The organism is Pseudomonas arcuscaelestis (assembly GCF_016881005.1).
Taxonomy (GTDB): Bacteria; Pseudomonadota; Gammaproteobacteria; order Pseudomonadales; family Pseudomonadaceae; genus Aquipseudomonas; species Aquipseudomonas arcuscaelestis.
The window spans coordinates 21,955-42,142 of sequence record NZ_JACOPV010000018.1 but is presented as its reverse complement, the minus strand read 5'-3'; the positions used below and the strand labels follow the sequence as shown (position 1 = coordinate 42,142).

At 60.2% G+C, this 20,188-nt stretch carries 22 protein-coding genes and 1 pseudogene; 20 read left to right on the top strand and 3 right to left on the bottom strand.

Annotation, left to right across the window (positions count from 1 at the left end; translation table 11 throughout):
- Positions 1 to 9: 9 nt before the first annotated feature.
- The 9 genes from H8F21_RS24485 (at position 10) to H8F21_RS24445 (ending at position 10,224) form a co-directional block, all read left to right on the top strand.
- Positions 10 to 1,014: an aspartate carbamoyltransferase catalytic subunit gene (locus H8F21_RS24485; RefSeq protein ID WP_038997542.1), complete on the top strand. Its 1,005-nt coding sequence runs from the start codon at positions 10 to 12 to the stop codon at positions 1,012 to 1,014.
- Positions 1,011 to 2,282, top strand: a complete 1,272-nt coding sequence (locus tag H8F21_RS24480; protein WP_203482084.1) for a dihydroorotase — start codon at positions 1,011 to 1,013, stop codon at positions 2,280 to 2,282. Before H8F21_RS24485 ends, H8F21_RS24480 begins: the two co-directional genes overlap by 4 nt.
- A 164-nt stretch (positions 2,283 to 2,446) precedes the next feature.
- A complete protein-coding gene (gene hslV, locus H8F21_RS24475) occupies positions 2,447 to 2,977 on the top strand; it encodes an ATP-dependent protease subunit HslV (protein WP_136478503.1) in 531 nt (176 codons plus the stop codon).
- A 77-nt stretch (positions 2,978 to 3,054) separates the two neighbouring features.
- Positions 3,055 to 4,392 carry an ATP-dependent protease ATPase subunit HslU gene (hslU, locus tag H8F21_RS24470; protein WP_203482086.1) on the top strand — a complete coding sequence of 446 codons (1,338 nt, stop codon included), beginning with the start codon at positions 3,055 to 3,057 and terminating at the stop codon, positions 4,390 to 4,392.
- A gap of 99 nt (positions 4,393 to 4,491) precedes the next feature.
- Positions 4,492 to 4,869, top strand: coding sequence for a gamma-butyrobetaine hydroxylase family protein (locus tag H8F21_RS24465; protein ID WP_136478505.1), 378 nt, complete (start codon positions 4,492 to 4,494; stop codon positions 4,867 to 4,869).
- 348 nt (positions 4,870 to 5,217) lie between these two features.
- Positions 5,218 to 6,897 carry a class II poly(R)-hydroxyalkanoic acid synthase gene (gene phaC, locus H8F21_RS24460; RefSeq protein WP_203482088.1) on the top strand — a complete coding sequence of 560 codons (1,680 nt, stop codon included), beginning with the start codon at positions 5,218 to 5,220 and terminating at the stop codon, positions 6,895 to 6,897.
- A 63-nt stretch (positions 6,898 to 6,960) separates the two neighbouring features.
- Entirely contained in the window at positions 6,961 to 7,809 is an 849-nt protein-coding gene (gene phaZ, locus H8F21_RS24455; protein WP_203482089.1) for a poly(3-hydroxyalkanoate) depolymerase, read from the top strand.
- Between the two features lie 104 nt (positions 7,810 to 7,913).
- Positions 7,914 to 9,596: a class II poly(R)-hydroxyalkanoic acid synthase gene (phaC, locus tag H8F21_RS24450; protein ID WP_203585522.1), complete on the top strand. Its 1,683-nt coding sequence runs from the start codon at positions 7,914 to 7,916 to the stop codon at positions 9,594 to 9,596.
- A 13-nt stretch (positions 9,597 to 9,609) separates the two neighbouring features.
- Positions 9,610 to 10,224, top strand: coding sequence for a TetR/AcrR family transcriptional regulator (locus tag H8F21_RS24445; RefSeq protein ID WP_203482093.1), 615 nt, complete (start codon positions 9,610 to 9,612; stop codon positions 10,222 to 10,224).
- Positions 10,225 to 10,294: 70 nt separating this feature from the next.
- Here H8F21_RS24445 and H8F21_RS24440 read toward each other — a convergent pair whose 3' ends face one another.
- From H8F21_RS24440 to H8F21_RS24430, 3 genes are all read right to left on the bottom strand, one after another.
- Positions 10,295 to 11,032: a phasin family protein gene (locus tag H8F21_RS24440; RefSeq protein WP_203482095.1), complete on the bottom strand. Its 738-nt coding sequence runs from the start codon at positions 11,030 to 11,032 to the stop codon at positions 10,295 to 10,297.
- A gap of 10 nt (positions 11,033 to 11,042) precedes the next feature.
- Positions 11,043 to 11,462, bottom strand: coding sequence for a phasin family protein (locus H8F21_RS24435; RefSeq protein WP_203482097.1), 420 nt, complete (start codon positions 11,460 to 11,462; stop codon positions 11,043 to 11,045).
- A gap of 208 nt (positions 11,463 to 11,670) precedes the next feature.
- Positions 11,671 to 11,946 (bottom strand): polyhydroxyalkanoic acid system family protein, encoded by a 276-nt coding sequence (locus H8F21_RS24430; RefSeq protein WP_136478512.1) that lies wholly within the window; start codon positions 11,944 to 11,946, stop codon positions 11,671 to 11,673.
- Between the two features lie 133 nt (positions 11,947 to 12,079).
- On the opposite strand from H8F21_RS24430, the gene ubiE reads away from it, so the two are divergent.
- The 11 genes and pseudogenes from ubiE to H8F21_RS30145 all read left to right on the top strand — a co-directional run bounded on the left by ubiE (position 12,080) and on the right by H8F21_RS30145 (position 20,048).
- Positions 12,080 to 12,850, top strand: coding sequence for a bifunctional demethylmenaquinone methyltransferase/2-methoxy-6-polyprenyl-1,4-benzoquinol methylase UbiE (gene ubiE / locus H8F21_RS24425; RefSeq protein ID WP_203482098.1), 771 nt, complete (start codon positions 12,080 to 12,082; stop codon positions 12,848 to 12,850).
- Positions 12,850 to 13,473: a ubiquinone biosynthesis accessory factor UbiJ gene (locus tag H8F21_RS24420; protein WP_203482099.1), complete on the top strand. Its 624-nt coding sequence runs from the start codon at positions 12,850 to 12,852 to the stop codon at positions 13,471 to 13,473. The genes ubiE and H8F21_RS24420 overlap by 1 nt, the downstream gene beginning before the upstream one ends.
- Positions 13,470 to 15,077 (top strand): ubiquinone biosynthesis regulatory protein kinase UbiB, encoded by a 1,608-nt coding sequence (gene ubiB / locus H8F21_RS24415; RefSeq protein WP_136478515.1) that lies wholly within the window; start codon positions 13,470 to 13,472, stop codon positions 15,075 to 15,077. Before H8F21_RS24420 ends, ubiB begins: the two co-directional genes overlap by 4 nt.
- A 74-nt stretch (positions 15,078 to 15,151) precedes the next feature.
- Positions 15,152 to 15,544 carry a phosphoribosyl-AMP cyclohydrolase gene (hisI, locus tag H8F21_RS24410; RefSeq protein ID WP_203482100.1) on the top strand — a complete coding sequence of 131 codons (393 nt, stop codon included), beginning with the start codon at positions 15,152 to 15,154 and terminating at the stop codon, positions 15,542 to 15,544.
- 1 nt (position 15,545) lies between these two features.
- Complete coding sequence (locus H8F21_RS24405) at positions 15,546 to 15,881, top strand: phosphoribosyl-ATP diphosphatase (protein ID WP_136478517.1); 336 nt, start codon at positions 15,546 to 15,548, stop codon at positions 15,879 to 15,881.
- A gap of 25 nt (positions 15,882 to 15,906) precedes the next feature.
- A complete protein-coding gene (locus H8F21_RS24400; RefSeq protein WP_203482101.1) occupies positions 15,907 to 16,176 on the top strand; it encodes a twin-arginine translocase TatA/TatE family subunit in 270 nt (89 codons plus the stop codon).
- Positions 16,177 to 16,179: 3 nt separating this feature from the next.
- Positions 16,180 to 16,560 carry a Sec-independent protein translocase protein TatB gene (tatB, locus tag H8F21_RS24395; protein WP_203482102.1) on the top strand — a complete coding sequence of 127 codons (381 nt, stop codon included), beginning with the start codon at positions 16,180 to 16,182 and terminating at the stop codon, positions 16,558 to 16,560.
- Positions 16,557 to 17,348, top strand: a complete 792-nt coding sequence (gene tatC, locus H8F21_RS24390; RefSeq protein ID WP_203482103.1) for a twin-arginine translocase subunit TatC — start codon at positions 16,557 to 16,559, stop codon at positions 17,346 to 17,348. The genes tatB and tatC overlap by 4 nt, the downstream gene beginning before the upstream one ends.
- On the top strand, positions 17,345 to 18,052 hold the full coding sequence (locus H8F21_RS24385) for a 16S rRNA (uracil(1498)-N(3))-methyltransferase (protein ID WP_203482104.1): 708 nt from the start codon (positions 17,345 to 17,347) through the stop codon (positions 18,050 to 18,052). Before tatC ends, H8F21_RS24385 begins: the two co-directional genes overlap by 4 nt.
- A 79-nt stretch (positions 18,053 to 18,131) precedes the next feature.
- A pseudogene (locus tag H8F21_RS30150) lies at positions 18,132 to 19,193 on the top strand (methyl-accepting chemotaxis protein); the annotation flags it as partial.
- The gene (locus H8F21_RS30145; protein WP_408005544.1) at positions 19,176 to 20,048 is read left to right on the top strand and encodes a methyl-accepting chemotaxis protein; all 873 of its coding nucleotides are present in this window, start codon (positions 19,176 to 19,178) and stop codon (positions 20,046 to 20,048) included. The pseudogene H8F21_RS30150 and the gene H8F21_RS30145, both read left to right, overlap by 18 nt.
- The last annotated feature ends 140 nt before the right edge of the window (positions 20,049 to 20,188 follow it).

Genomic DNA, 20,188 nt, shown 5'->3' with positions numbered 1-20,188 from the left:
TCCCTCGCGATGACGCCAATCGACGCCAAGCGCCCGCTGCAGCTCAATGATCAGGGCCAGCTGCGCCACTTTCTCTCGCTCGACGGTTTGCCCCGCGAACTGCTGACCGAAATCCTCGACACCGCCGACTCGTTCCTCGAAGTTGGCGCCAGGGCCGTTAAAAAGGTCCCGTTGCTGCGCGGCAAGACCGTGTGCAACGTGTTCTTCGAGAATTCCACCCGAACCCGCACCACCTTCGAATTGGCCGCCCAGCGGCTGTCGGCAGACGTCATTACCCTGAATGTGTCGACCTCTTCGACCAGTAAAGGTGAAACCCTGTTCGATACCCTGCGCAACCTCGAAGCCATGGCCGCCGACATGTTCGTGGTACGCCACGGCGACTCCGGCGCTGCGCACTTCATTGCCGAACATGTTTGCCCGGAAGTGGCGATCATCAACGGCGGCGACGGCCGTCACGCCCACCCAACCCAGGGCATGCTCGACATGCTCACCATTCGTCGCCATAAAGGTGGCTTCGAAAACCTTTCCGTGGCCATCGTCGGCGACATCCTGCATTCGCGGGTTGCCCGCTCGAACATGCTCGCGCTGAAAACCCTGGGCTGCCCGGACATCCGCGTGATCGGCCCAAAAACCCTGCTGCCGATTGGAATCGAACAGTATGGCGTGAAAGTCTATACCGACCTCGAACAGGGTCTGAAGGACGTCGATGTGGTGATCATGTTGCGCCTGCAGCGTGAACGCATGGCCGGTGGCCTGTTGCCCAGCGAAGGCGAGTTCTACCGCCTGTTCGGCCTGACCACCGCGCGCCTGGCCGGGGCCAAGCCCGACGCCATCGTCATGCACCCGGGGCCGATCAACCGAGGTGTGGAAATCGAATCGGCGGTTGCCGACGGTGCCCACTCGGTCATTCTCAATCAGGTCACCTACGGTATTGCAGTGCGCATGGCCGTATTGTCCATGGCCATGAGCGGGCAGACTGCCCAACGTCAATTCGAGCAGGAGAACGCCCAGTGACTCTCAGCATTCTCGGCGCCCGGGTCATTGACCCACTGAGTGGCCTTGACCAGACCACCGACCTGCACATTGATGCCGGCAAAATCATCGCTATTGGTGCAGCGCCTGCAGGTTTTACCCCTGCGCGCAGTATTGACGCCCAGGGCCTGATCGCCGCCCCTGGCCTGGTAGACCTCAACGTTGCCCTGCGTGAGCCGGGCTACAGCCGCAAAGGCAGTATCGCCAGCGAGACCCGTGCCGCTGCTGCCGGTGGCGTCACCAGCCTGTGCTGCCCACCGCAGACCAAACCTGTACTCGACACCTCGGCGGTCACCGAACTGATCCTCGACCGCGCCCGTGAAGCCGGGCACAGCAAGGTTTACCCTATCGGCGCCCTGAGCAAAGGGTTGGAGGGCGAACAGCTGGCAGAGCTTATCGCGCTGCGCGATGCCGGCTGTGTTGCCTTCGGCAACGGCCTCAACGCCTTTGCCAACAACCGCACCCTGGCTCGGGCCCTGGAGTACGCCGCGACATTCGACCTGACGGTGATCTTTCACTCCCAGGACCGCGACCTGGCCCAGGGTGGCCTGGCGCACGAAGGCGCCATGGCCAGCTTCCTCGGCTTGCCGGGCATTCCGGAGACTGCCGAAACCGTAGCCCTGGCGCGCAACCTGCTGCTGGTCGAGCAAACCGGCGTGCGTGCGCACTTCAGCCAATTGACCAGTGCCCGCGGTGCACGCCTGATCGCCCAGGCCCAGGAGTTGGGACTGCCGGTGACCGCTGACGTGGCACTGTACCAACTGATTCTTACCGATGAAGCGCTGCGCGATTTCTCCAGCCTGTACCACGTGCAGCCACCACTGCGTACCCAAGCCGACCGCGATGGCCTGCGTGAAGCGGTGAAGTCCGGCGTAATTCAGGCGATTTCCAGCCATCACCAGCCCCACGAACGCGATGCCAAGCTGGCGCCATTCGGCGCCACCGAGCCGGGTATCAGCAGCGTCGAGCTGTTGCTGCCACTGGCGATGACCCTGGTGGAAGACGGCTTGCTCGATCTACCGACTTTGTTGCAGCGTTTGTCGGCTGGACCCGCGGCGGCCCTGCGTCTACCTGCCGGCAGGCTGCAGGTAGGCAGCGCTGCGGATCTGGTATTGTTCGACGCCAACGCCTCGACGGTTGCGGGTGAACAGTGGCGCTCCAAAGGCGATAACTGCCCGTTCATCGGCCACTGCCTGCCGGGTGCGGTGCGTTATACCTTGGTCGACGGGCATATCAGCCACGAAGCCTGAGCATTGCCCGACAAGCCCACTCCCACAGGTTCTGTACCTCCGCTGTGGGAGTGGTCTTGCCCGGCGATAAGCGTTACCACTCATCCTTCAAGGTTGAAATCCTTCCCTGCACCCCCATATGAGTCTGCATCGGCATTTTCGCCCCGCTGCGTGGAGACTCTCCCTTGACCACCATCGTTTCAGTTCGCCGCCACGGCAAAGTCGTCATGGGCGGCGACGGCCAGGTTTCTCTTGGCAACACCGTGATGAAAGGCAACGCCAAAAAGGTCCGTCGTCTTTACCACGGTCAAGTCATCGCCGGTTTCGCCGGTGCCACTGCCGACGCTTTCACCCTCTTCGAACGCTTTGAAGGCCAGCTGGAAAAGCACCAGGGCCATTTGATCCGCGCCGCCGTCGAGCTGGCCAAGGAATGGCGTACCGACCGTTCCCTGAGTCGCCTTGAAGCCATGCTGGCTGTAGCCAACAAGGATGCCTCACTGATCATCACCGGCAACGGTGACGTGGTCGAACCCGAAGATGGCCTGATCGCCATGGGTTCCGGTGGCGGCTACGCCCAGGCGGCAGCCAAGGCATTGCTGCAGAAAACCGATCTATCGGCCCGCGAAATCACCGAAGCCGCCTTGAACATTGCCGGTGACATCTGTGTGTTCACCAACCACAATCTGACTATCGAGGAGCAGGACCTGGCCGAGTAAATCAGCTGTTCTGGCGCCCAGCCCCGGTGGCCGGGCTTTTCCACGCTGATTTATCGAGCCCCAGGACCATCAATACTATGTCCATGACCCCCCGCGAGATCGTCCACGAACTCAACCGCCACATCATTGGCCAGGACGACGCCAAGCGCGCCGTCGCCATTGCCCTGCGTAACCGCTGGCGGCGCATGCAGCTCCCTGCCGAGCTGCGTGTGGAAGTAACACCGAAGAACATCCTGATGATCGGCCCGACTGGCGTCGGCAAGACCGAAATCGCCCGACGCCTGGCCAAGCTGGCCAATGCACCGTTCATCAAGGTCGAAGCGACCAAATTCACCGAAGTCGGCTATGTCGGCCGTGACGTCGAATCGATCATCCGTGATCTGGCCGACGCCGCGATCAAGATGCTGCGCGAGCAGGAAATCATCCGCGTTGGCCACCGTGCCGAAGACGCTGCCGAAGAGCGCATTCTCGACGCCCTGCTGCCACCGGCACGCACCGGCTTCAACGAAGACCAGGCCACCAGCCAGGACTCCAACACCCGCCAGCTGTTCCGCAAGCGCCTGCGCGAAGGTCAGTTGGATGACAAGGAAATCGAGATCGAAGTGGCCGAAGCCATGGGCGTCGATATTTCCGCGCCACCGGGCATGGAAGAGATGACCAACCAGCTGCAAAACCTGTTTGCCAACATGGGCAAGGGTAAGCGCAAGAGCCGCAAGCTCAAGGTCAAGGAAGCGCTCAAGCTGGTACGCGACGAAGAAGCCGGTCGCCTGGTCAATGAAGACGAACTCAAGGCAAAGGCGCTGGAAGCGGTCGAGCAGCACGGCATCGTGTTCATCGACGAAATCGACAAAGTGGCCAAGCGCGGTAACGTCGGCGGCGCCGATGTCTCCCGCGAAGGTGTACAGCGCGACCTGCTGCCACTGATCGAAGGCTGCACGGTGAATACCAAGCTGGGCATGGTCAAGACCGACCATATCCTGTTCATCGCCTCCGGTGCCTTCCACCTGAGCAAGCCGAGCGATCTGGTGCCTGAGCTGCAAGGCCGCCTGCCGATCCGCGTCGAACTCAAGGCCCTGAGCCCGGAAGACTTCGAGCGCATTCTCAGCGAACCGCATGCCTCTCTGACCGAGCAATATCGCGAGTTGCTGAAAACCGAAGGCCTGAACATCGAGTTCGCGCCCGAAGGCATCAAGCGCCTGGCTGAAATCGCCTGGCAGGTTAACGAGAAGACCGAGAACATCGGTGCCCGTCGCCTGCACACCCTGCTCGAGCGCCTGCTCGAAGAGGTATCGTTCAGCGCCGGTGATCTGGCCAGCGCCCACAGCGAAGCACCGATCCGTATTGACGCCGAATACGTCAACAGCCACCTCGGTGAACTGGCACAGAACGAAGACCTGTCGCGCTACATCCTGTAACGCAGCGGCAAGCTACAAGTTGCGAGCTGCAAGCTGCAAGCTGGACATCGGTGTCTTGCAGCTTGTAGCTTGCAGCGCATAGCCCAAGAGTCTTTAACCATGTCCAGAATGCCCACCGCCATCAACCTGCACAAAGCCTCGAAAACCCTGACGCTGACGTATGGGCCAAACGAGGTGTATCACCTGCCCGCCGAATTCTTGCGCGTGCACTCTCCTTCCGCCGAGGTCCAGGGCCACGGCAATCCTATCCTCCAGTACGGCAAGATCAACGTCGGTCTCAGCAGTCTCGAACCTGCCGGCCAGTACGCGTTGAAACTGACCTTCGACGACGGCCACGACAGTGGTCTGTTTACCTGGGAATACCTGGAACAGTTGTGTCTGCGTCAGCAGGAACTGTGGGAGGACTATCTCGGTGAGCTGGAAAAAGCCGGGAAATCGCGCGACCCTTCCGAGTCCGTCGTAAAGCTGATGCTCTAACTCGGGCATTACAGTGTTTAGAGCGCATTTTCTAATTCTATTTGCTTGAATGCCTGCTCAACGGTCAAGGAATGGCCGTCTTGCGCATCACTCGAAAGTCGGGTAACCAATGGATCTGGCAAGTTCCCTGCATCGCTTTGCAGCAGGGTCTGGCCGGTATGTAGAGGTCGCGAGCGAAAGCAGGCAGTCTTCTCAAGCAGAAATAACCCGCATGGCTCATCGTCGTTTGCATCCGGCCGCAGGACCGCAGTTCGTTATCACTGGTCACCCGAGCAGCAGTACCGGACACACGCCTGTGTAACGCCCACAGCAGGCCGGTACTCGTCTCAGGACAACGGAGCGTCGTAGATGAGTAACAAGAACAACGATGACCTGCAGCGCCAAGCCTCGGAGAACACACTGGGCCTGAACCCTGTGATTGGCTTGCGTCGAAAGGATTTGCTCACATCTGCTCGAATGGTGCTGGGCCAGGCCATTCGCCAGCCGCTACATAGCGCCAAGCATGTGGCGCATTTCGGCCTGGAACTGAAAAATGTGATTTTCGGCAAATCGGCACTGCGACCGGAAAGCGACGACCGTCGCTTCAATGATCCAGCCTGGAGCCAAAACCCACTGTATCGCCGCTACCTGCAAACCTACCTTGCCTGGCGTAAGGAACTGCACGACTGGATCGACACCAGCAACCTGTCGGACCAGGACATCAGTCGCGGTCATTTTGTCATCAACCTGATGACCGAGGCCATGGCACCCAGCAACACCGCTGCCAACCCGGCGGCAGTCAAACGCTTCTTCGAGACCGGCGGCAAAAGTCTGCTTGACGGTCTTTCGAACCTGGCCAAGGACATGGTTCACAACGGCGGCATGCCCAGCCAGGTGAACATGGAAGCTTTCGAGGTCGGCAAGAGCCTGGGCAACAGCGAAGGTTCAGTGGTGTTTCGCAACGACGTTCTGGAGCTGATCCAGTACCAGCCAATCACCGAACAGGTGCACGCCCGGCCACTGCTGGTGGTGCCGCCGCAGATCAACAAGTTCTATGTCTTCGACCTTAGTCCGGAAAAGAGCTTGGCGCGCTTTTGCCTGCGCTCCAGCATGCAGACGTTCATTATCAGTTGGCGCAACCCGACCAAGGCCCAGCGTGAATGGGGTCTGTCGACCTACATCGATGCCCTCAAGGAAGCCGTCGACGCGGTCCTGGCGATCACTGGCAGCAAAGATGTAAACATGCTCGGGGCTTGTTCAGGCGGTATCACTTGCACCGCACTGCTAGGCCACTATGCGGCTTTGGGCGAAAAAAAGGTCAACGCGCTTACCCTGCTGGTGAGCGTGCTCGACACCACCCTCGACACCCAGGTTGCATTGTTCGTCGACGAGCAGACCCTTGAGTCCGCCAAACGCCAGTCCTATCAAGCGGGCGTGCTCGAAGGCAGCGACATGGCCAAAGTGTTCGCCTGGATGCGGCCTAACGATCTGATCTGGAACTACTGGGTGAACAACTACCTGCTGGGCAATGAGCCGCCGGTGTTCGACATTCTGTTCTGGAACAACGACACCACCCGCCTGCCGGCTGCCTTCCACGGCGACCTGATCGAAATGTTCAAAAGTAATCCACTGACCCGTGCCGATGCACTGGAAGTGTGCGGAACACCGATCAACCTGAAAAACGTCACCACCGATATCTATAGCCTGGCCGGCACCACCGACCACATTACCCCGTGGCAGTCGTGCTACCGCTCGGCCCAGCTATTTGGTGGCAATGTCGAGTTTGTGCTGTCCAACAGCGGGCACATCCAGAGCATCCTCAATCCACCGGGCAATCCCAAGGCCCGCTTCATGACCAGTAGCGAAATGCCGCAGGACGCCAACCACTGGCAGGAGAATGCAACCAAGCATACCGACTCCTGGTGGCTGCACTGGCAGAGCTGGCTGACCACGCGTGCCGGCGATCTGAAAAAGGCGCCCACGCGCCTGGGCAACAAAACCTATGCCGCCGCCGAGTCGGCACCGGGCACTTACGTACACGAGCGTTGATTGCAGCAATCGCCGTGGTTCACTGATGAGCCACGGTGTTTTATCCAACACGGGGCTCCGCGCATGCCGCAACCGTACATTTTCAGAACCGTCGACATTGATGGCCAGTCCATCCGCACCGCGGTTCGACCCGGCAAGCCGCACCTTACGCCGCTGCTGATCTTCAATGGCATTGGCGCCAACCTGGAGCTGGTCTTCCCCTTTATCCAGGCACTGGACTCGGACTTGGAGGTGATTGCCTTTGACGTTCCCGGCGTGGGTGGTTCATCCACTCCCAAGCGTCCCTACCGCTTTCCCTCGCTGGCCAAATTGACCGCGCGCATGCTCGATTACCTGGACTATGGCCAGGTCAATGCCATCGGTGTTTCCTGGGGCGGCGCGCTGGCCCAGCAATTTGCCCACGATTATCCCGAGCGCTGCAAAAAACTCGTACTGGCGGCCACCGCTGCCGGAGCGTTCATGGTACCGGGCAAGCCCAAGGTGCTCATGCTGATGGCTAGTCCTCGGCGCTATGTGCAACCGTCCCACGTCATTCGCATTGCTCCGCAGATCTATGGCGGGGCTTTTCGCCGGGACCCCAATCTTGCCGCCGCCCATGCCGCGAAAGTGCGCTCTTCGGGAAAGCTGGGCTACTACTGGCAACTGTTCGCCGGGCTCGGCTGGACCAGCATTCACTGGTTGCACAAAATCCGACAACCGACCCTGGTACTCGCCGGCGACGATGATCCGTTGATTCCGCTGATCAATATGCGCCTGCTGGCCTGGCGTATTCCCAATGCCCAGCTACACATAATCGACGACGGTCATTTGTTCCTGATCACCCGGGCGGAAGCGGTTGCCCCGATCATCATGAAATTTCTCCAGCAAGAGCGCCAACGCGCCGTCATGCACCCTCGCCCCGCCCCCGGTTGAATCCTGGCCCTGGCTCGCGCCTGCGCCCGAATGTCCGGTATGAGATTGGTGTCACTCTTGCATTGAACTGTTTTGTTGATGGCCTGACGACGGAGTGTTGCCTGATGAAAGACAAACCCGCGAAGGGGTCAGTACCGGTCCCCGCCTCGTACATGAACGTGCAGAACGCGGTCACCGGCATGCGTGGCCGCGACCTGTTCTCGACCCTGCGCAATGTCAGCCGCCACAGCCTGCGCCATCCGCTGCACACCGCCAGGCACATGCTCGCCTTGGGCAATCAGTTGGGGCGGGTTCTGCTCGGCGACACCCTGCACCAGCCCAATCCACGCGACAACCGCTTCAAGGATCCGGCCTGGAATCACAATCCTTTTTATAGCCGTGGCCTGCAGGCTTACCTCGCCTGGCAGAAGCAGACTCGGCAATGGATCGACGAAAGCCAACTGGACGCCGATGATCGCGCCCGTGCGCACTTCCTTTTTGCGCAGCTAAACGATGCATTGTCACCGAGCAACTCGCTGCTCAATCCTGCAGCAGTCAAGGAGCTGTTCAACTCGGGCGGCCTGAGCCTGCTCAGAGGCCTGAACCATCTGGTTGACGACCTGCGCCACAACGATGGGCTGCCGCGCCAGGTCAACACAGAGGCGTTCGAGGTAGGTCGCAACCTGGCCACCACCCCGGGGGCGGTGGTTTTTCGCAACGAGCTGCTGGAGCTGATCCAGTACAAGCCCATGAGCGAAAAACAGTACGCTCGACCGCTGTTGATCGTCCCGCCGCAGATCAACAAGTTCTACATCTTCGATTTGAGCCCGACCAACAGCTTTGTCCAGTACGCCCTCAAAAACGGCCTGCAAACCTTTATTGTCAGTTGGCGCAACCCCGATGCCCGTCATCGCGAATGGGGCCTGTCGAGTTATGTCCAAGCGCTGGAAGAGGCCATGAATGCCTGCCGCACCATCACCGGCAGCCGCGACGTAAATTTGCTCGGCGCCTGCGCTGGAGGTTTGACCATCGCTGCCCTGCAAGGCCACCTGCAGGCCAAACGTCAAATGCGCAGGGTTAGCAGCGCCACTTATCTGGTCAGCCTGCTCGACAGCGAGATCGACAGTCCCGCCAGCCTGTTCGCCGACGAGCAGACCCTGGAAGCGGCCAAGCGCCGCTCCTATCAGCAGGGCGTACTCGATGGTCGGGAAATATCCAGAGTCTTCGCCTGGATGCGTCCCAACGACTTGATCTGGAATTACTTCGTCAACAACTACCTGCTGGGCAAGGCGCCTCCAGCCTTCGACATTCTCTACTGGAACAACGACAACACCCGTTTGCCCGCGGCCTTGCATGGTGACCTGCTGGACTTCTTCAAGCACAACCCGCTGGTTCACCCCGCAGGCCTTGAAGTTTGCGGCACGCCCATCAACCTGCAAAAGGTCAACGTCGACAGCTTCAGTGTGGCCGGAAGCAACGACCACATAACGCCGTGGGATGCGGTGTACCGCTCGGCCTTACTGTTGGGCGGCGACAAACGCTTCATTCTGGCCAACAGCGGCCATGTGCAGAGCATCCTCAACCCGCCCGGCAACCCCAAGGCGCACTACATCGACAACCCGCATCTGAGCAGCGACCCGCGGGCCTGGTACTACGATGCCAAGCAAGTGGACGGCAGCTGGTGGCCGCATTGGCTGGAGTGGATCCAGGCGCGCTCGGGTACCCAGCGCGAAACGCTGATGACGCTGGGCGACCAGAACTACCCTCCCATGGACCCCGCACCCGGCACGTACGTGCAGGCGCGCTGAGCAAGTAGAACGGATGAAAACCCGCGACCGAATTCTCGAGTGTGCCCTGCAGTTGTTCAATCAGCAGGGCGAACCGAATGTCTCAACCCTGGAAATCGCCAATGAAATGGGGATCAGTCCAGGCAACCTGTATTACCACTTCCACGGCAAGGAGCCCCTGGTGCTGGGGTTGTTCGAGCGATTTGAGGATGAGCTGACCCCGCTCCTGGACCCGCCCCTTGAAGTGCGCCTGGACGCCGAGGACTACTGGCTGTTCCTGCATCTGATCGTCGAGCGCATGGCTCAGTACCGATTCTTGTTTCAGGACCTGTCGAACCTGACCGGGCGCCTGCCAAAGCTTGCGCGCGGTATGCGCAACCTACTCAATGCCCTCAAGCGTACCCTGGCAGCGCTGCTTGCCAGCCTCAAGGCTCAGGGGCAGGTCACTAGCGATACTCGAGCGCTGGGGCAGTTGGTGGAGCAGATAACCATGACGCTGCTGTTCTCCCTGGATTACCAGCGGGTGCTGGCGCGCGAGGGTGAGGTCGGTGTGGTGGTCTATCAGGTGATGATGCTAGTGGCGCCGCACCTGGATACCGGCTCCCGCCATGCAGCCGAGCAAATCGCCCTGCGGTATCTGGACGGCTGAAAGCACGCGGGGCAGGTCGAATCGTTACACCACCGGTGTGACGACTCGACCTGCCCCGCGTGCAAGCCTATCAGGATTGGCTGTTAGGACTTACCGCTGCCGAAGGTGCCGGCGTGGTTGCTGCTGTAGTTGCCACTGGCGCCGCGCTTGATGCCGGAGCCGCGCTGGCTGCAGGTGCTGCCGGCTTAGCTGCTGCTGGCTTGGCCGGCGCTTTTTTCACCGCTGGTTTTTTCGCCGCGGCAGGCTTGGCGGCTGCTGGCTTGGCGGCTGCTTTTGCAGCAGGCTTGGCCGCAGCGGTTTTCGCAACAGGCTTGGCTGCAGGTTTAGCTGCCGCTTTCGGTGCTGCCTTGGCCAATGGCTTGGCGGCGGCCTTGGTCGCGGCCGCTTTGCTCGAAGCCGGCTTGACCGAAGCACCGGTCAGTTTTTCGATTTGCTTGGTCAAGGTATCGACTTGCTGATGCAGCGCCTTGACCTCGTTGCGGCTGGGCACACCCAGGCGTGAGATTGCGCTGTTCAGACGCTTGTCGAAAGCCTCTTCAAGTTCGCTCCACTTGCCCAGGGCGCGGTCTTTGACATCACCCACACGAGAGGTGGCGGACTTGGCCGAAGCCTTGGCGGCATCGACGGAACCCTTGGCCTGCTTCTCTGCCTTCTCACCATCCTTGACCAGCGACTCGAACAGTTTGTTGCCGTCCTGGTCGATCTTGGAGTAGATACCCAATCCAGCCAGCCAGATCTTGCGGGAGTACTTCTCGATCCCGCCGACCCAGGAGCTGCTTTCTTTATCGCTATTCTTCTTGCCAGCCATCCCGCTCTCCTTATGGTTTACGTGCGACACGTTCAAGCAATGCCGTCAGCTCATCGAGCTTGGCAGAGAGTGCCTCCACGTCATGTTTAGACGGAATGCCGATGCGATTCAAGGCGCTGGCGACCCGTGTGTCGAAAGCCTTTTCGATTTTATCGAGTTGGACTTCGACTTTACCCTTCACGTTAGTGATCTCACCCTTGACCGAATCGATCTGGGTGTTGGCTGCATCGAGCTCGTGGTCGATACGCTTCTTGCCACGCTTCTCGACGGTTTCGCCAGCCTTGACCAGTTCTTTCAAGTAGTCGGCGCCTTCCTGGCCGACCCGGGCGTAGGCCCCAAGGCCTGCCAGCCAGATCTTGCGGGCATAGCCGCGCACCTCACCCAATGAGTTCTGGGTGTCTTCTTTTTTCTTCAAGATAACTTTTGCCATGCTCTGCACCTCACGCTCGAAATGATATGGAGGAACTGCCCATGGAAGTTGGGCTTGAGCACAAGGTAGGGAGAAAAATTAGAATTCACACCCTAATGGGGGAGCGGCAAGGTTTTAGCTGCAATAGGAGCGGCGGCGGTTGCTATGTGGTTGGCATCTGCGAAATTCACCGCCAACCACTTGCAACTTGCAGTTCCCCCTTGAGCCGCTAGGCGAGGGCTTTGTCGAGAGCCCGCTCGATTTCGCTTTTGATGGTACTGCTCATCATCGACAGCATCATGCCCAGCTTCAGCTCAACCCTGATGGTGTCTTCACCGATCTGCACGCTGCCATTGGCACCGCTGCGCTTGACCTCGACCCGGTCGCCATTCCAGCGGGCAGTGAGGTCGTACTCGCGGGCCAGCTTGTCGACCAGGCCTTGGGCCTTCTCCCGAGCCGCTTCGCGGCCCAGGCTGTGTTTGCGCTCAACGCTGATCTGAGTCATTTATTCAATCCTGGGTTCAGAGGCATACTTCTATTCTTTTATTATGCCTGCGCCCCGACCTGCGACACACCCCGCCAAGACAAATCCGACCGTACGCCCTAGAATGGCCAGTAATTTTTTCCGGTGAAGCGATATGAACGATCAGCGCAAAGGCGACAACGCCGAACCCACCACTCATTTCGGTTACCAGAACGTGCCGGAAAGCCAGAAAGCGGAGAAAGTCGCTGAGGTTTTCCATTCGGTAGCAGCCAAGTACGACTTGATGAACGATGTGCTTTCCGGCGGTATGCACCGCCTGTGGAAGCGTTTCACTATCGAGCTGTCTGGTGTGCGCACCGGTAACCGGGTACTGGATATCGCCGGCGGCACTGGCGATCTGGCAGCCAAGTTCTCGCAACTGGTCGGCCCAACCGGCCAGGTAGTTCTGGCCGACATCAACGAGTCGATGCTCAAGGTCGGTCGCGACCGCCTGCTCGACCGTGGTGTCGCCGGCAACATCGAATTTGTCCAGGCCGACGCTGAAAAGCTGCCGTTCCCCGACAATCATTTCGACTGCGTCACCATCGCCTTCGGCCTGCGCAACGTCACCCACAAGGAAGATGCCATCCGCTCGATGCTGCGGGTGCTCAAACCGGGTGGACGCCTGTTGGTACTGGAGTTTTCCAAGCCGACCAGCAAGCTGATGTCCAAGGTCTACGATGCCTACTCGTTCGCCTTCATGCCACTGGCCGGCAAGCTGATCACCAACGACTCGGAAAGCTACCGCTATCTGGCTGAATCGATCCGCATGCACCCTGACCAGGAAACCCTCAAGGCGATGATGGTCGATGCCGGTTTCGACCGGGTGACCTACCACAACATGACCAGTGGCATCGTCGCCCTGCACCGCGGCATCAAGCCCTGATGCTCCTGGCCGGCCTTCTCGCCAGCGTCGAACACGGTCTTAACCGTGTTTTGCGCCTGGACAGCACAGCATTGCCGCGCCTGCGCCCACTCGATGGCAAGGTGATTGCCATTGACTGCCGCCAACCGGCACTACAACTGTTCATTCTGCCCAGCGATGAAGGCCTGATGCTTGCCGCGCACTGGGCCAACGAAGCTGACTGCACCCTGCGTGCGCCGGCCAGCAGCCTGGTGCGCCTGGCCCTGAGCCAGGACAAGAGCGCCATACTGCACAGTCCACAGGTCGAGCTTGAAGGTGATAGTGCGGTGCTGCTGGACCTGGTCGCCGTTCTCCAGGACCTGGAGTTGGACTGGGAGTATGAAGTCTCCCGCTGGCTCGGGCCGGTGGCCACCCAATTACTCAGTGGCCATTTGCGCAGCCGCGCCAACTGGACACGCCAAGGCTTGGCTGCACTCAACCAGAATCTTTCCGAGTACCTCGCCGAAGAGGCGCGGACACTGGTTGGCCAACGCGAAGCCGAAGCCCGCTTCAGCGAACTCGACACGCTAAAAGTCGACATCGAACGCCTCGAGGCGCGTATTGAGCGCCTTGCCCGATCCCTTCCTACCAGCGATAACGCATGAAGCTGCTTGCCGTCCGCCGTCTGTTGCGCATCCAGAGCGTGGTCATCCGCTACCGTCTCGATGATCTGCTGTTCGAACTGCCGCTGCCTTGGTGGCTGATGGCCCTGCGGCACGTCATGCCGTGGCGCTGGTTGCCGCGCAAAACTCTCGACCTCAGCCGTGGCGCTCGACTGCGCCTGGCCTTGCAGGACCTGGGCCCGATTTTCATCAAGTTCGGCCAACTGCTTTCAACCCGCCGCGACCTGCTGCCGGAAGACATCGCCGATGAGCTGATGCTGCTGCAAGACCGCGTTCCATCCTTCGATCCTCAAAAAGCCGTGGCCCTGATCGAAGAGCAGCTCGGCGCTAAAATCAGCGACGTGTTCAGCCGCTTCGACGTTGAGCCACTGGCTTCAGCCTCGGTGGCACAAGTTCACGCGGCCAAGCTCAAGAGCGGTGAAGAGGTCGTGGTCAAGGTGGTGCGTCCAGGCCTCAAGCCGATCATCGCCCAGGACCTGGCCTGGTTATTCCTGATCGCCCGTGGCGCAGAGCGGGTATCGGCCGACGCCCGCCTGCTGCACCCGGTAGAAGTGGTCAACGATTACGAAAAAACCATCTACGACGAACTCGACCTGTTGCGCGAAGCGGCCAATGCCAGCCAGCTCAAGCGCAACTTCGAAGGTTCCGAGATGATGTATGTGCCCCAGGTCTACTGGGACTGGTGCCGCCCCAAGGTGCTGGTAATGGAGCGCATCTACGGCATCCAGGTCACCGACCTGGCGACCCTGGCCGACCAGCGCACCGACATGAAAATGCTCGCGGAACGCGGCGTCGAGATCTTCTTCACCCAGGTGTTCCGTGACAGCTTCTTCCACGCCGACATGCATCCAGGCAACATTTTTGTCAGCACCGTCAAACCGTGGAGCCCGCAATACATTGCCATCGACTGCGGCATTGTCGGTAGCCTCACACCCGAGGACCAGGACTACCTGGCGCGCAACCTGTTTGCCTTCTTCAAGCGGGACTACCGCCGCGTGGCCCAACTGCACATCGATTCGGGCTGGGTCCCGGCGCACACCAAGCTCAACGAATTCGAAGCGGCGATCCGCACGGTCTGCGAGCCTATCTTCGAAAAACCGTTAAAAGATATTTCGTTCGGCCAAGTACTCATGCGCCTGTTCCAGACCGCGCGGCGCTTCAATATGGAAGTGCAGCCACAGCTGGTGTTGCTGCAAAAAACCCTGCTGAATATCGAGGGCCTGGGTCGCCAGCTTTATCCCGAACTGGACTTGTGGAGCACCGCCCAACCGTTCCTGGAACGCTGGATGCGCGAACGCGTCAGCCCCAAAACGCTGCTGCAAAACCTGCACGGCCAGGTCGAACAGATCCCGCACCTGGCCGGCATGACCCGCGACCTGCTTGAGCGCATGTCCCAGCCGCACCTGTCCGATCCGCCAGCCCCCTGGCAGCAAAAAAGCGATCACTGGGCCTTGCGCCTTCTCGGCGCCGGCCTACTTGGCGGTGGCGCGACCTTGGCGGCCGGAGCCGTCAGCCTCAGCGCCCCCGCTGCGTGGCCTGCCTGGTTGATGCTGGCCGCCGGCCTTTACCTGATCGTACGTCGATAGCCAGCAGGCCCGCCGACTGGCAAACTAGCGCAAGGGGTCGGCAGAGGATCGGGCCTCTCGCTTTGGAGTCGTACATGAAAGACTGGCTGGACGAGATCAACTGGAACAGCGATGGCTTGGTACCGGCTATCGCCCAGGACCACAAAACCGGGCGCGTGCTGATGATGGCCTGGATGAATCGCGAGTCGCTTGCCCTGACCGCCGCCGAGCAGCGGGCCATCTACTGGTCCCGCTCGCGTGGCAAACTGTGGCGCAAGGGCGAAGAGTCCGGCCACGTGCAAAAATTGCATGAAATGCGCCTGGACTGCGACGCCGACGTGATCATTCTGATGGTCGAGCAATTGGGACATATCGCCTGCCATACCGGTCGCGAGAGCTGCTTCTACCGTGTCTACGAGCAGGGTGAGTGGAAAACCGTCGATCCGGTCCTGAAAGATCCCCATGCCATCTACAACGCAGGACACTGACATGAGCGACACCCTGACCCGCCTGGCCGAAGTGCTGGAAGCGCGCAAAGGCGCAGAGCCGGACAGCTCCTACGTGGCAAGCCTCTACCATAAGGGCCTGAACAAGATTCTGGAAAAGCTCGGCGAAGAGTCGATCGAAACCATCATCGCTGCCAAGGACGCCGCCCATAGCGGTGATTACAGCGATGTCATCTACGAAACTGCCGATCTGTGGTTTCATAGCCTGGTGATGCTCGCTCAACTGGGCCAACACCCGCAGGCAGTGCTGGATGAGCTGGACCGTCGTTTTGGTCTGTCCGGGCACGCCGAGAAGGCAGCGCGACAGCCGTCGGTCTAACTGAATTATTTCGAGGGATTGCACCATGGGTATTTTTGACTGGAAACACTGGATCGTCCTGCTGGTCGTCGTGGTACTGGTGTTCGGTACCAAAAAGCTGAAAAACTTCGGCAGTGACCTGGGCGAGTCGATCAAGGGCTTCAAGAAGGCCATGAACGAAGAAGAGACCAAGCCTGAAGAACAGCCTCAAGCGCCAGTACAACCTGTCCAGCCGCAAGCCACTTCACCGTTGAACCAGCCGCAGACTATCGACGGCCAGGCGCACAAGGTCGAAGAGCCCATCAGGAAAGATTGATCAATGTTCGGGATCAGCTTCAGCGAACTGCTGCTCGTAGGCCTTGTGGCCCTGCTGGTGCTCGGCCCTGAGCGTTTGCCGGGTGCCGCGCGCACGGCGGGGCTGTGGATCGGCCGCCTCAAACGCAGTTTCAATTCCATCAAACAGGAAGTTGAGCGTGAGATCGGTGCCGACGATATCCGTCGCCAGTTGCACAACGAGCACATCCTCTCCATGGAGCAGGAAGCGCGCAAGATCCTCAACCCGCAAAGCGTAAAGCCTGAGCAACCGGCCACGCCGGTTGCCAGCAGCGAAGTCGCCGCAACGCCGGCTGCAGCGCCTACCGAGGCCGCCCCGACTGCCGCGGTCACTACCGAACCGACACAGCCACCGCGAGCCCCATGAGCGATATTCCGGAAAACGACCAGCCAATGCCCCTGGTTTCGCACCTCACCGAGCTGCGCACACGTCTGCTGCGCTGCGTCGCGGCCATCTTCCTGATCTTCGCCGGGCTGTTTTCCTTCGCACAGCAGATCTACACCCTGGTCTCCGCCCCGCTACGCGAGCACCTGCCGGCCAACGCGACGATGATTGCCACCGATGTGGCCTCGCCGTTCCTGACGCCGTTCAAGCTTACAATGATCGTCTCGCTGTTCCTGGCCATTCCGTTGATCCTCCAGCAAATCTGGGGGTTTATTGCGCCGGGCTTGTACCGCCACGAAAAGCGCATCGCAATCCCGCTGCTTATCTCCAGCATCATTCTGTTCTACGCCGGAATGGCCTTTGCCTACTTCCTGGTGTTCCCGCTGATCTTCGGTTTCTTCGCCAGCGCCACCCCGGAAGGGGTGTCGATGATGACCGACATTGCCAGCTATCTAGACTTCGTAATGACCCTGTTCTTCGCCTTCGGCGTGGCCTTCGAGATCCCGGTAGCGGTGGTGCTGCTGGTATGGATCGGCGTGGTTGATGTGAAGTACCTGAAGAAAATTCGCCCCTACGTGATCATCGGCTGCTTCGTGGTCGGGATGATCCTCACGCCACCGGATATCTTCTCGCAGACCCTGCTGGCCGTGCCTATGTGGCTGCTGTTCGAAATCGGCGTGCTGTTCGGCGGTTTGATCCGCAAGCGCAGCGAGCATCCCGATGACGCCGCTGACGATCATAACGACCAGCCACCAGCGACCCAGCCGTGAACCTGCTGTTACTCGAAGAAGCCGATTTTATTGCGGCCGATCGCGTCGTCCTGGCTGATCGGCGCTTTACCCACATGCAGGAAATCCATCGCGTGGCGGTAGGTGACAGTCTGCGCGTAGGACGCATCGGCGGCCTGATGGGCGAAGCCCGAGTGGAGCGCCTGGAAGGCCACGAGGCCGAGCTTTCAGTCAGCTTCGAGCGTGAACCACCCGCCAAGCTTCCGTTGACCCTGGTGCTGGCCCTGCCACGCCCAAAGATGCTGCGCCGCGTGTTCCAGAACGTTGCCACCATGGGTGTGCCAAAGCTGATTCTGGTTAACAGCTACCGCGTCGAAAAGAGCTTCTGGCAGACGCCGTTTCTCGAGCCCGAGGCCATCCGCGAACAACTGATCCTTGGCCTGGAGCAAACCCGCGACACCATCCTGCCCGAAGTGGTCATCGAAAAGCGCTTCAAGCCGTTTGTCGAAGACCGACTGCCCGCCATTGCCCAAGGCACACTTGGCCTGGTCGGCCACCCAGGACCTTTCCCTCCCTGCCCCCGCGGGCTAGACCAACCGGTGACGCTAGCCATTGGTCCTGAGGGCGGATGGATTCCCTACGAAATCGACCTGCTGGGCAAGGCCGGGCTTTCCCCGGTGCAGCTTGGCGAACGCATCCTGCGGGTAGAGACGGCCGTTACTGCCCTGCTCGCTCGTCTGTTCTGACTTCAGTTTTGCGATCTGGCGCCGATGCATAGGCACTAGAACAACCAATCGCCTCTGCCGATCGCAATGGAGTCCTGCCATGTACCGTTGGTTAGCCCAGCACCTGGGTAACGTTAGCGTCAATCGAAAGCTCGGTATCGGCTTTGGCCTGGTGCTGCTGCTGACCTTGAGCATTACCCTGACAGGCTGGCAAGGCCTGAACGGTATCACCCAGCGCGGCGATACCCTTGGCAGCATCTCCCAGGTCCTGCAGGCGACCCTCGAACTGCGCATAGCTCGGCAGAACCTTCAGATCAAGGGCGATGACAGCGCAGCGCAGAACCTCAACAATGCGCTGGCCAACCTTGACCGCCAACTGCAACAGGTCGAGCAGCGCATTGTTCTGACGCAAAACAAACAGCGTATCGAGCAGCAGAAAGAAGCCGTTCGCCAGTACCGACTCGGGCTGGATGCTTCCGAGAAAGCGACCCGCCAGCGTGAGGCCAGCCGTGCCGTACTGGGCAGCAGCGCCGACGAGGCTGCGGGCCTGACCACTCAGGTTGAACAGCAACTGCTCACGGGCAGCGACCTGAACCTGTTCAATAGCGTGGTCGGGGCCAGCAAACTGCTGCAGCAAGCCCGCTTCCAGGTGCGCGGCTACACCTACAGTGGCAGGCCTGAGTTCCAGCAATCTGCCCTCGAAGCCATCGACCAGGCGATCTCGCAACTCACCACCCTAGCCGATGTGCTGCCCGCCAACTACACCAGCAACCTCAATCAGGCGGCTCGTGCCCTGGGCAACTATCGCGCGGCGGTGATCGAGTTTGGCACCGCGCAAGCGGCCTTCGATCTGGCCACCCAGCAAATGTCGCTACAAGGTCAGATCCTGATCGATCAGAGCCTGCAATTGACCACTACCTTGACCCAACTGCGCGACAATGAATCGCAGCACGCCAAGTCAATGCTCACCCTGGCCACGGTGCTGGCCCTGCTGCTTGGCGTGCTGGCGGCCTGGGCTATCACCCGGCAGATCACCCTCCCTCTGCGCCAAACCCTCAACGCCGCCGACCGCGTCGCCAGCGGCGATCTGCGCCAGGATCTGATTGTCGAGCGCAGTGACGAGCTTGGCCAACTGCAACGCAGCATGCAGCGCATGACTGTCAGTCTGCGCGAGTTGATCGGTGGTATTGGCGATGGTGTCACCCAGATCGCCAGCGCCGCTGAAGAGCTGTCTGCGGTAACCGAGCAGACCAGTGCCGGGGTTAACAACCAAAAGGTCGAGACCGACCAGGTCGCTACCGCCATGAACGAAATGGCCGCCACCGTCCAGGAAGTTGCGCGCAATGCCGAAGAAGCGTCCGAGGCAGCGCTGGTAGCCGACCAGCAGGCCCGTGAGGGTGATCGGGTGGTCGCCGAAGCCATTGCCCAGATCGAACGCCTGGCCAGCGAAATGAATCACTCCAGCGATGCCATGGGCAAGCTCCAGAGCGAAAGTGACAAGATCGGCAGCGTGCTGGATGTGATCAAGTCCGTTGCCCAGCAGACCAACCTGCTGGCGCTCAACGCGGCGATCGAAGCGGCCCGTGCTGGCGAAGCCGGCCGCGGCTTCGCCGTGGTCGCCGATGAAGTGCGCAGCCTGGCGCAACGCACCCAGCAGTCGACCGAAGAGATCGAAGCGCTGATCGCCGGTTTGCAAAGTGGCACTCAGCAGGTGGCGAGCACCATGGATGCCAGCCGCAACCTGACCGACAGCAGTGTCGAGCTGACACGGCGCGCCGGTTCCTCATTGGAGACCATCACGCGTACCGTATCCTCGATCCAGGCAATGAATCAGCAGATCGCCGCAGCAGCCGAGCAACAGAGTGCTGTAGCTGAAGAGATCAACCGCAGCGTCATGAACGTGCGCGATGTGTCAGACCAGACCTCCGCCGCCAGCGAAGAAACAGCAGCCTCCAGCGTCGAACTGGCGCGTCTGGGCACCCACCTGCAAGGCTTGGTTGGCAAATTCCAGCTCTAAGATAAACAACCTGTGCTGCCCTTCGCGGCAGCACAGGCTCAGTATCGACAGATACCGTTCCTGTCTGCCCTTAGGCAACCTTCCTACTCCCCCCCCAAACTCAGGCCTTTTTTCCTCGCTACTGAGTCGAACTTTCCTAC

What these genes read in the sequence shown, in the direction of transcription:
- H8F21_RS24440 (WP_203482095.1), bottom strand. Translation starts at nt 11,032, where the DNA reads ATGGCTGGCAAGAAGAATAGCGATAAAGAAAGCAGCTCCTGGGTCGGC.
- H8F21_RS24430 (WP_136478512.1), bottom strand. Translation starts at nt 11,946, where the DNA reads ATGACTCAGATCAGCGTTGAGCGCAAACACAGCCTGGGCCGCGAAGCG.
- hslU (WP_203482086.1), top strand. Translation starts at nt 3,055, where the DNA reads ATGTCCATGACCCCCCGCGAGATCGTCCACGAACTCAACCGCCACATC.
- hisI (WP_203482100.1), top strand. Translation starts at nt 15,152, where the DNA reads ATGAAAGACTGGCTGGACGAGATCAACTGGAACAGCGATGGCTTGGTA.
- phaC (WP_203585522.1), top strand. Translation starts at nt 7,914, where the DNA reads ATGAAAGACAAACCCGCGAAGGGGTCAGTACCGGTCCCCGCCTCGTAC.
- H8F21_RS24435 (WP_203482097.1), bottom strand. Translation starts at nt 11,462, where the DNA reads ATGGCAAAAGTTATCTTGAAGAAAAAAGAAGACACCCAGAACTCATTG.
- H8F21_RS24465 (WP_136478505.1), top strand. Translation starts at nt 4,492, where the DNA reads ATGTCCAGAATGCCCACCGCCATCAACCTGCACAAAGCCTCGAAAACC.
- H8F21_RS24445 (WP_203482093.1), top strand. Translation starts at nt 9,610, where the DNA reads ATGAAAACCCGCGACCGAATTCTCGAGTGTGCCCTGCAGTTGTTCAAT.
- ubiE (WP_203482098.1), top strand. Translation starts at nt 12,080, where the DNA reads ATGAACGATCAGCGCAAAGGCGACAACGCCGAACCCACCACTCATTTC.
- phaZ (WP_203482089.1), top strand. Translation starts at nt 6,961, where the DNA reads ATGCCGCAACCGTACATTTTCAGAACCGTCGACATTGATGGCCAGTCC.
- H8F21_RS24485 (WP_038997542.1), top strand. Translation starts at nt 10, where the DNA reads ATGACGCCAATCGACGCCAAGCGCCCGCTGCAGCTCAATGATCAGGGC.
- H8F21_RS24400 (WP_203482101.1), top strand. Translation starts at nt 15,907, where the DNA reads ATGGGTATTTTTGACTGGAAACACTGGATCGTCCTGCTGGTCGTCGTG.
- H8F21_RS24405 (WP_136478517.1), top strand. Translation starts at nt 15,546, where the DNA reads ATGAGCGACACCCTGACCCGCCTGGCCGAAGTGCTGGAAGCGCGCAAA.
- tatC (WP_203482103.1), top strand. Translation starts at nt 16,557, where the DNA reads ATGAGCGATATTCCGGAAAACGACCAGCCAATGCCCCTGGTTTCGCAC.
- phaC (WP_203482088.1), top strand. Translation starts at nt 5,218, where the DNA reads ATGAGTAACAAGAACAACGATGACCTGCAGCGCCAAGCCTCGGAGAAC.
- H8F21_RS30145 (WP_408005544.1), top strand. Translation starts at nt 19,176, where the DNA reads ATGCAGCGCATGACTGTCAGTCTGCGCGAGTTGATCGGTGGTATTGGC.
- H8F21_RS24420 (WP_203482099.1), top strand. Translation starts at nt 12,850, where the DNA reads ATGCTCCTGGCCGGCCTTCTCGCCAGCGTCGAACACGGTCTTAACCGT.
- ubiB (WP_136478515.1), top strand. Translation starts at nt 13,470, where the DNA reads ATGAAGCTGCTTGCCGTCCGCCGTCTGTTGCGCATCCAGAGCGTGGTC.
- tatB (WP_203482102.1), top strand. Translation starts at nt 16,180, where the DNA reads ATGTTCGGGATCAGCTTCAGCGAACTGCTGCTCGTAGGCCTTGTGGCC.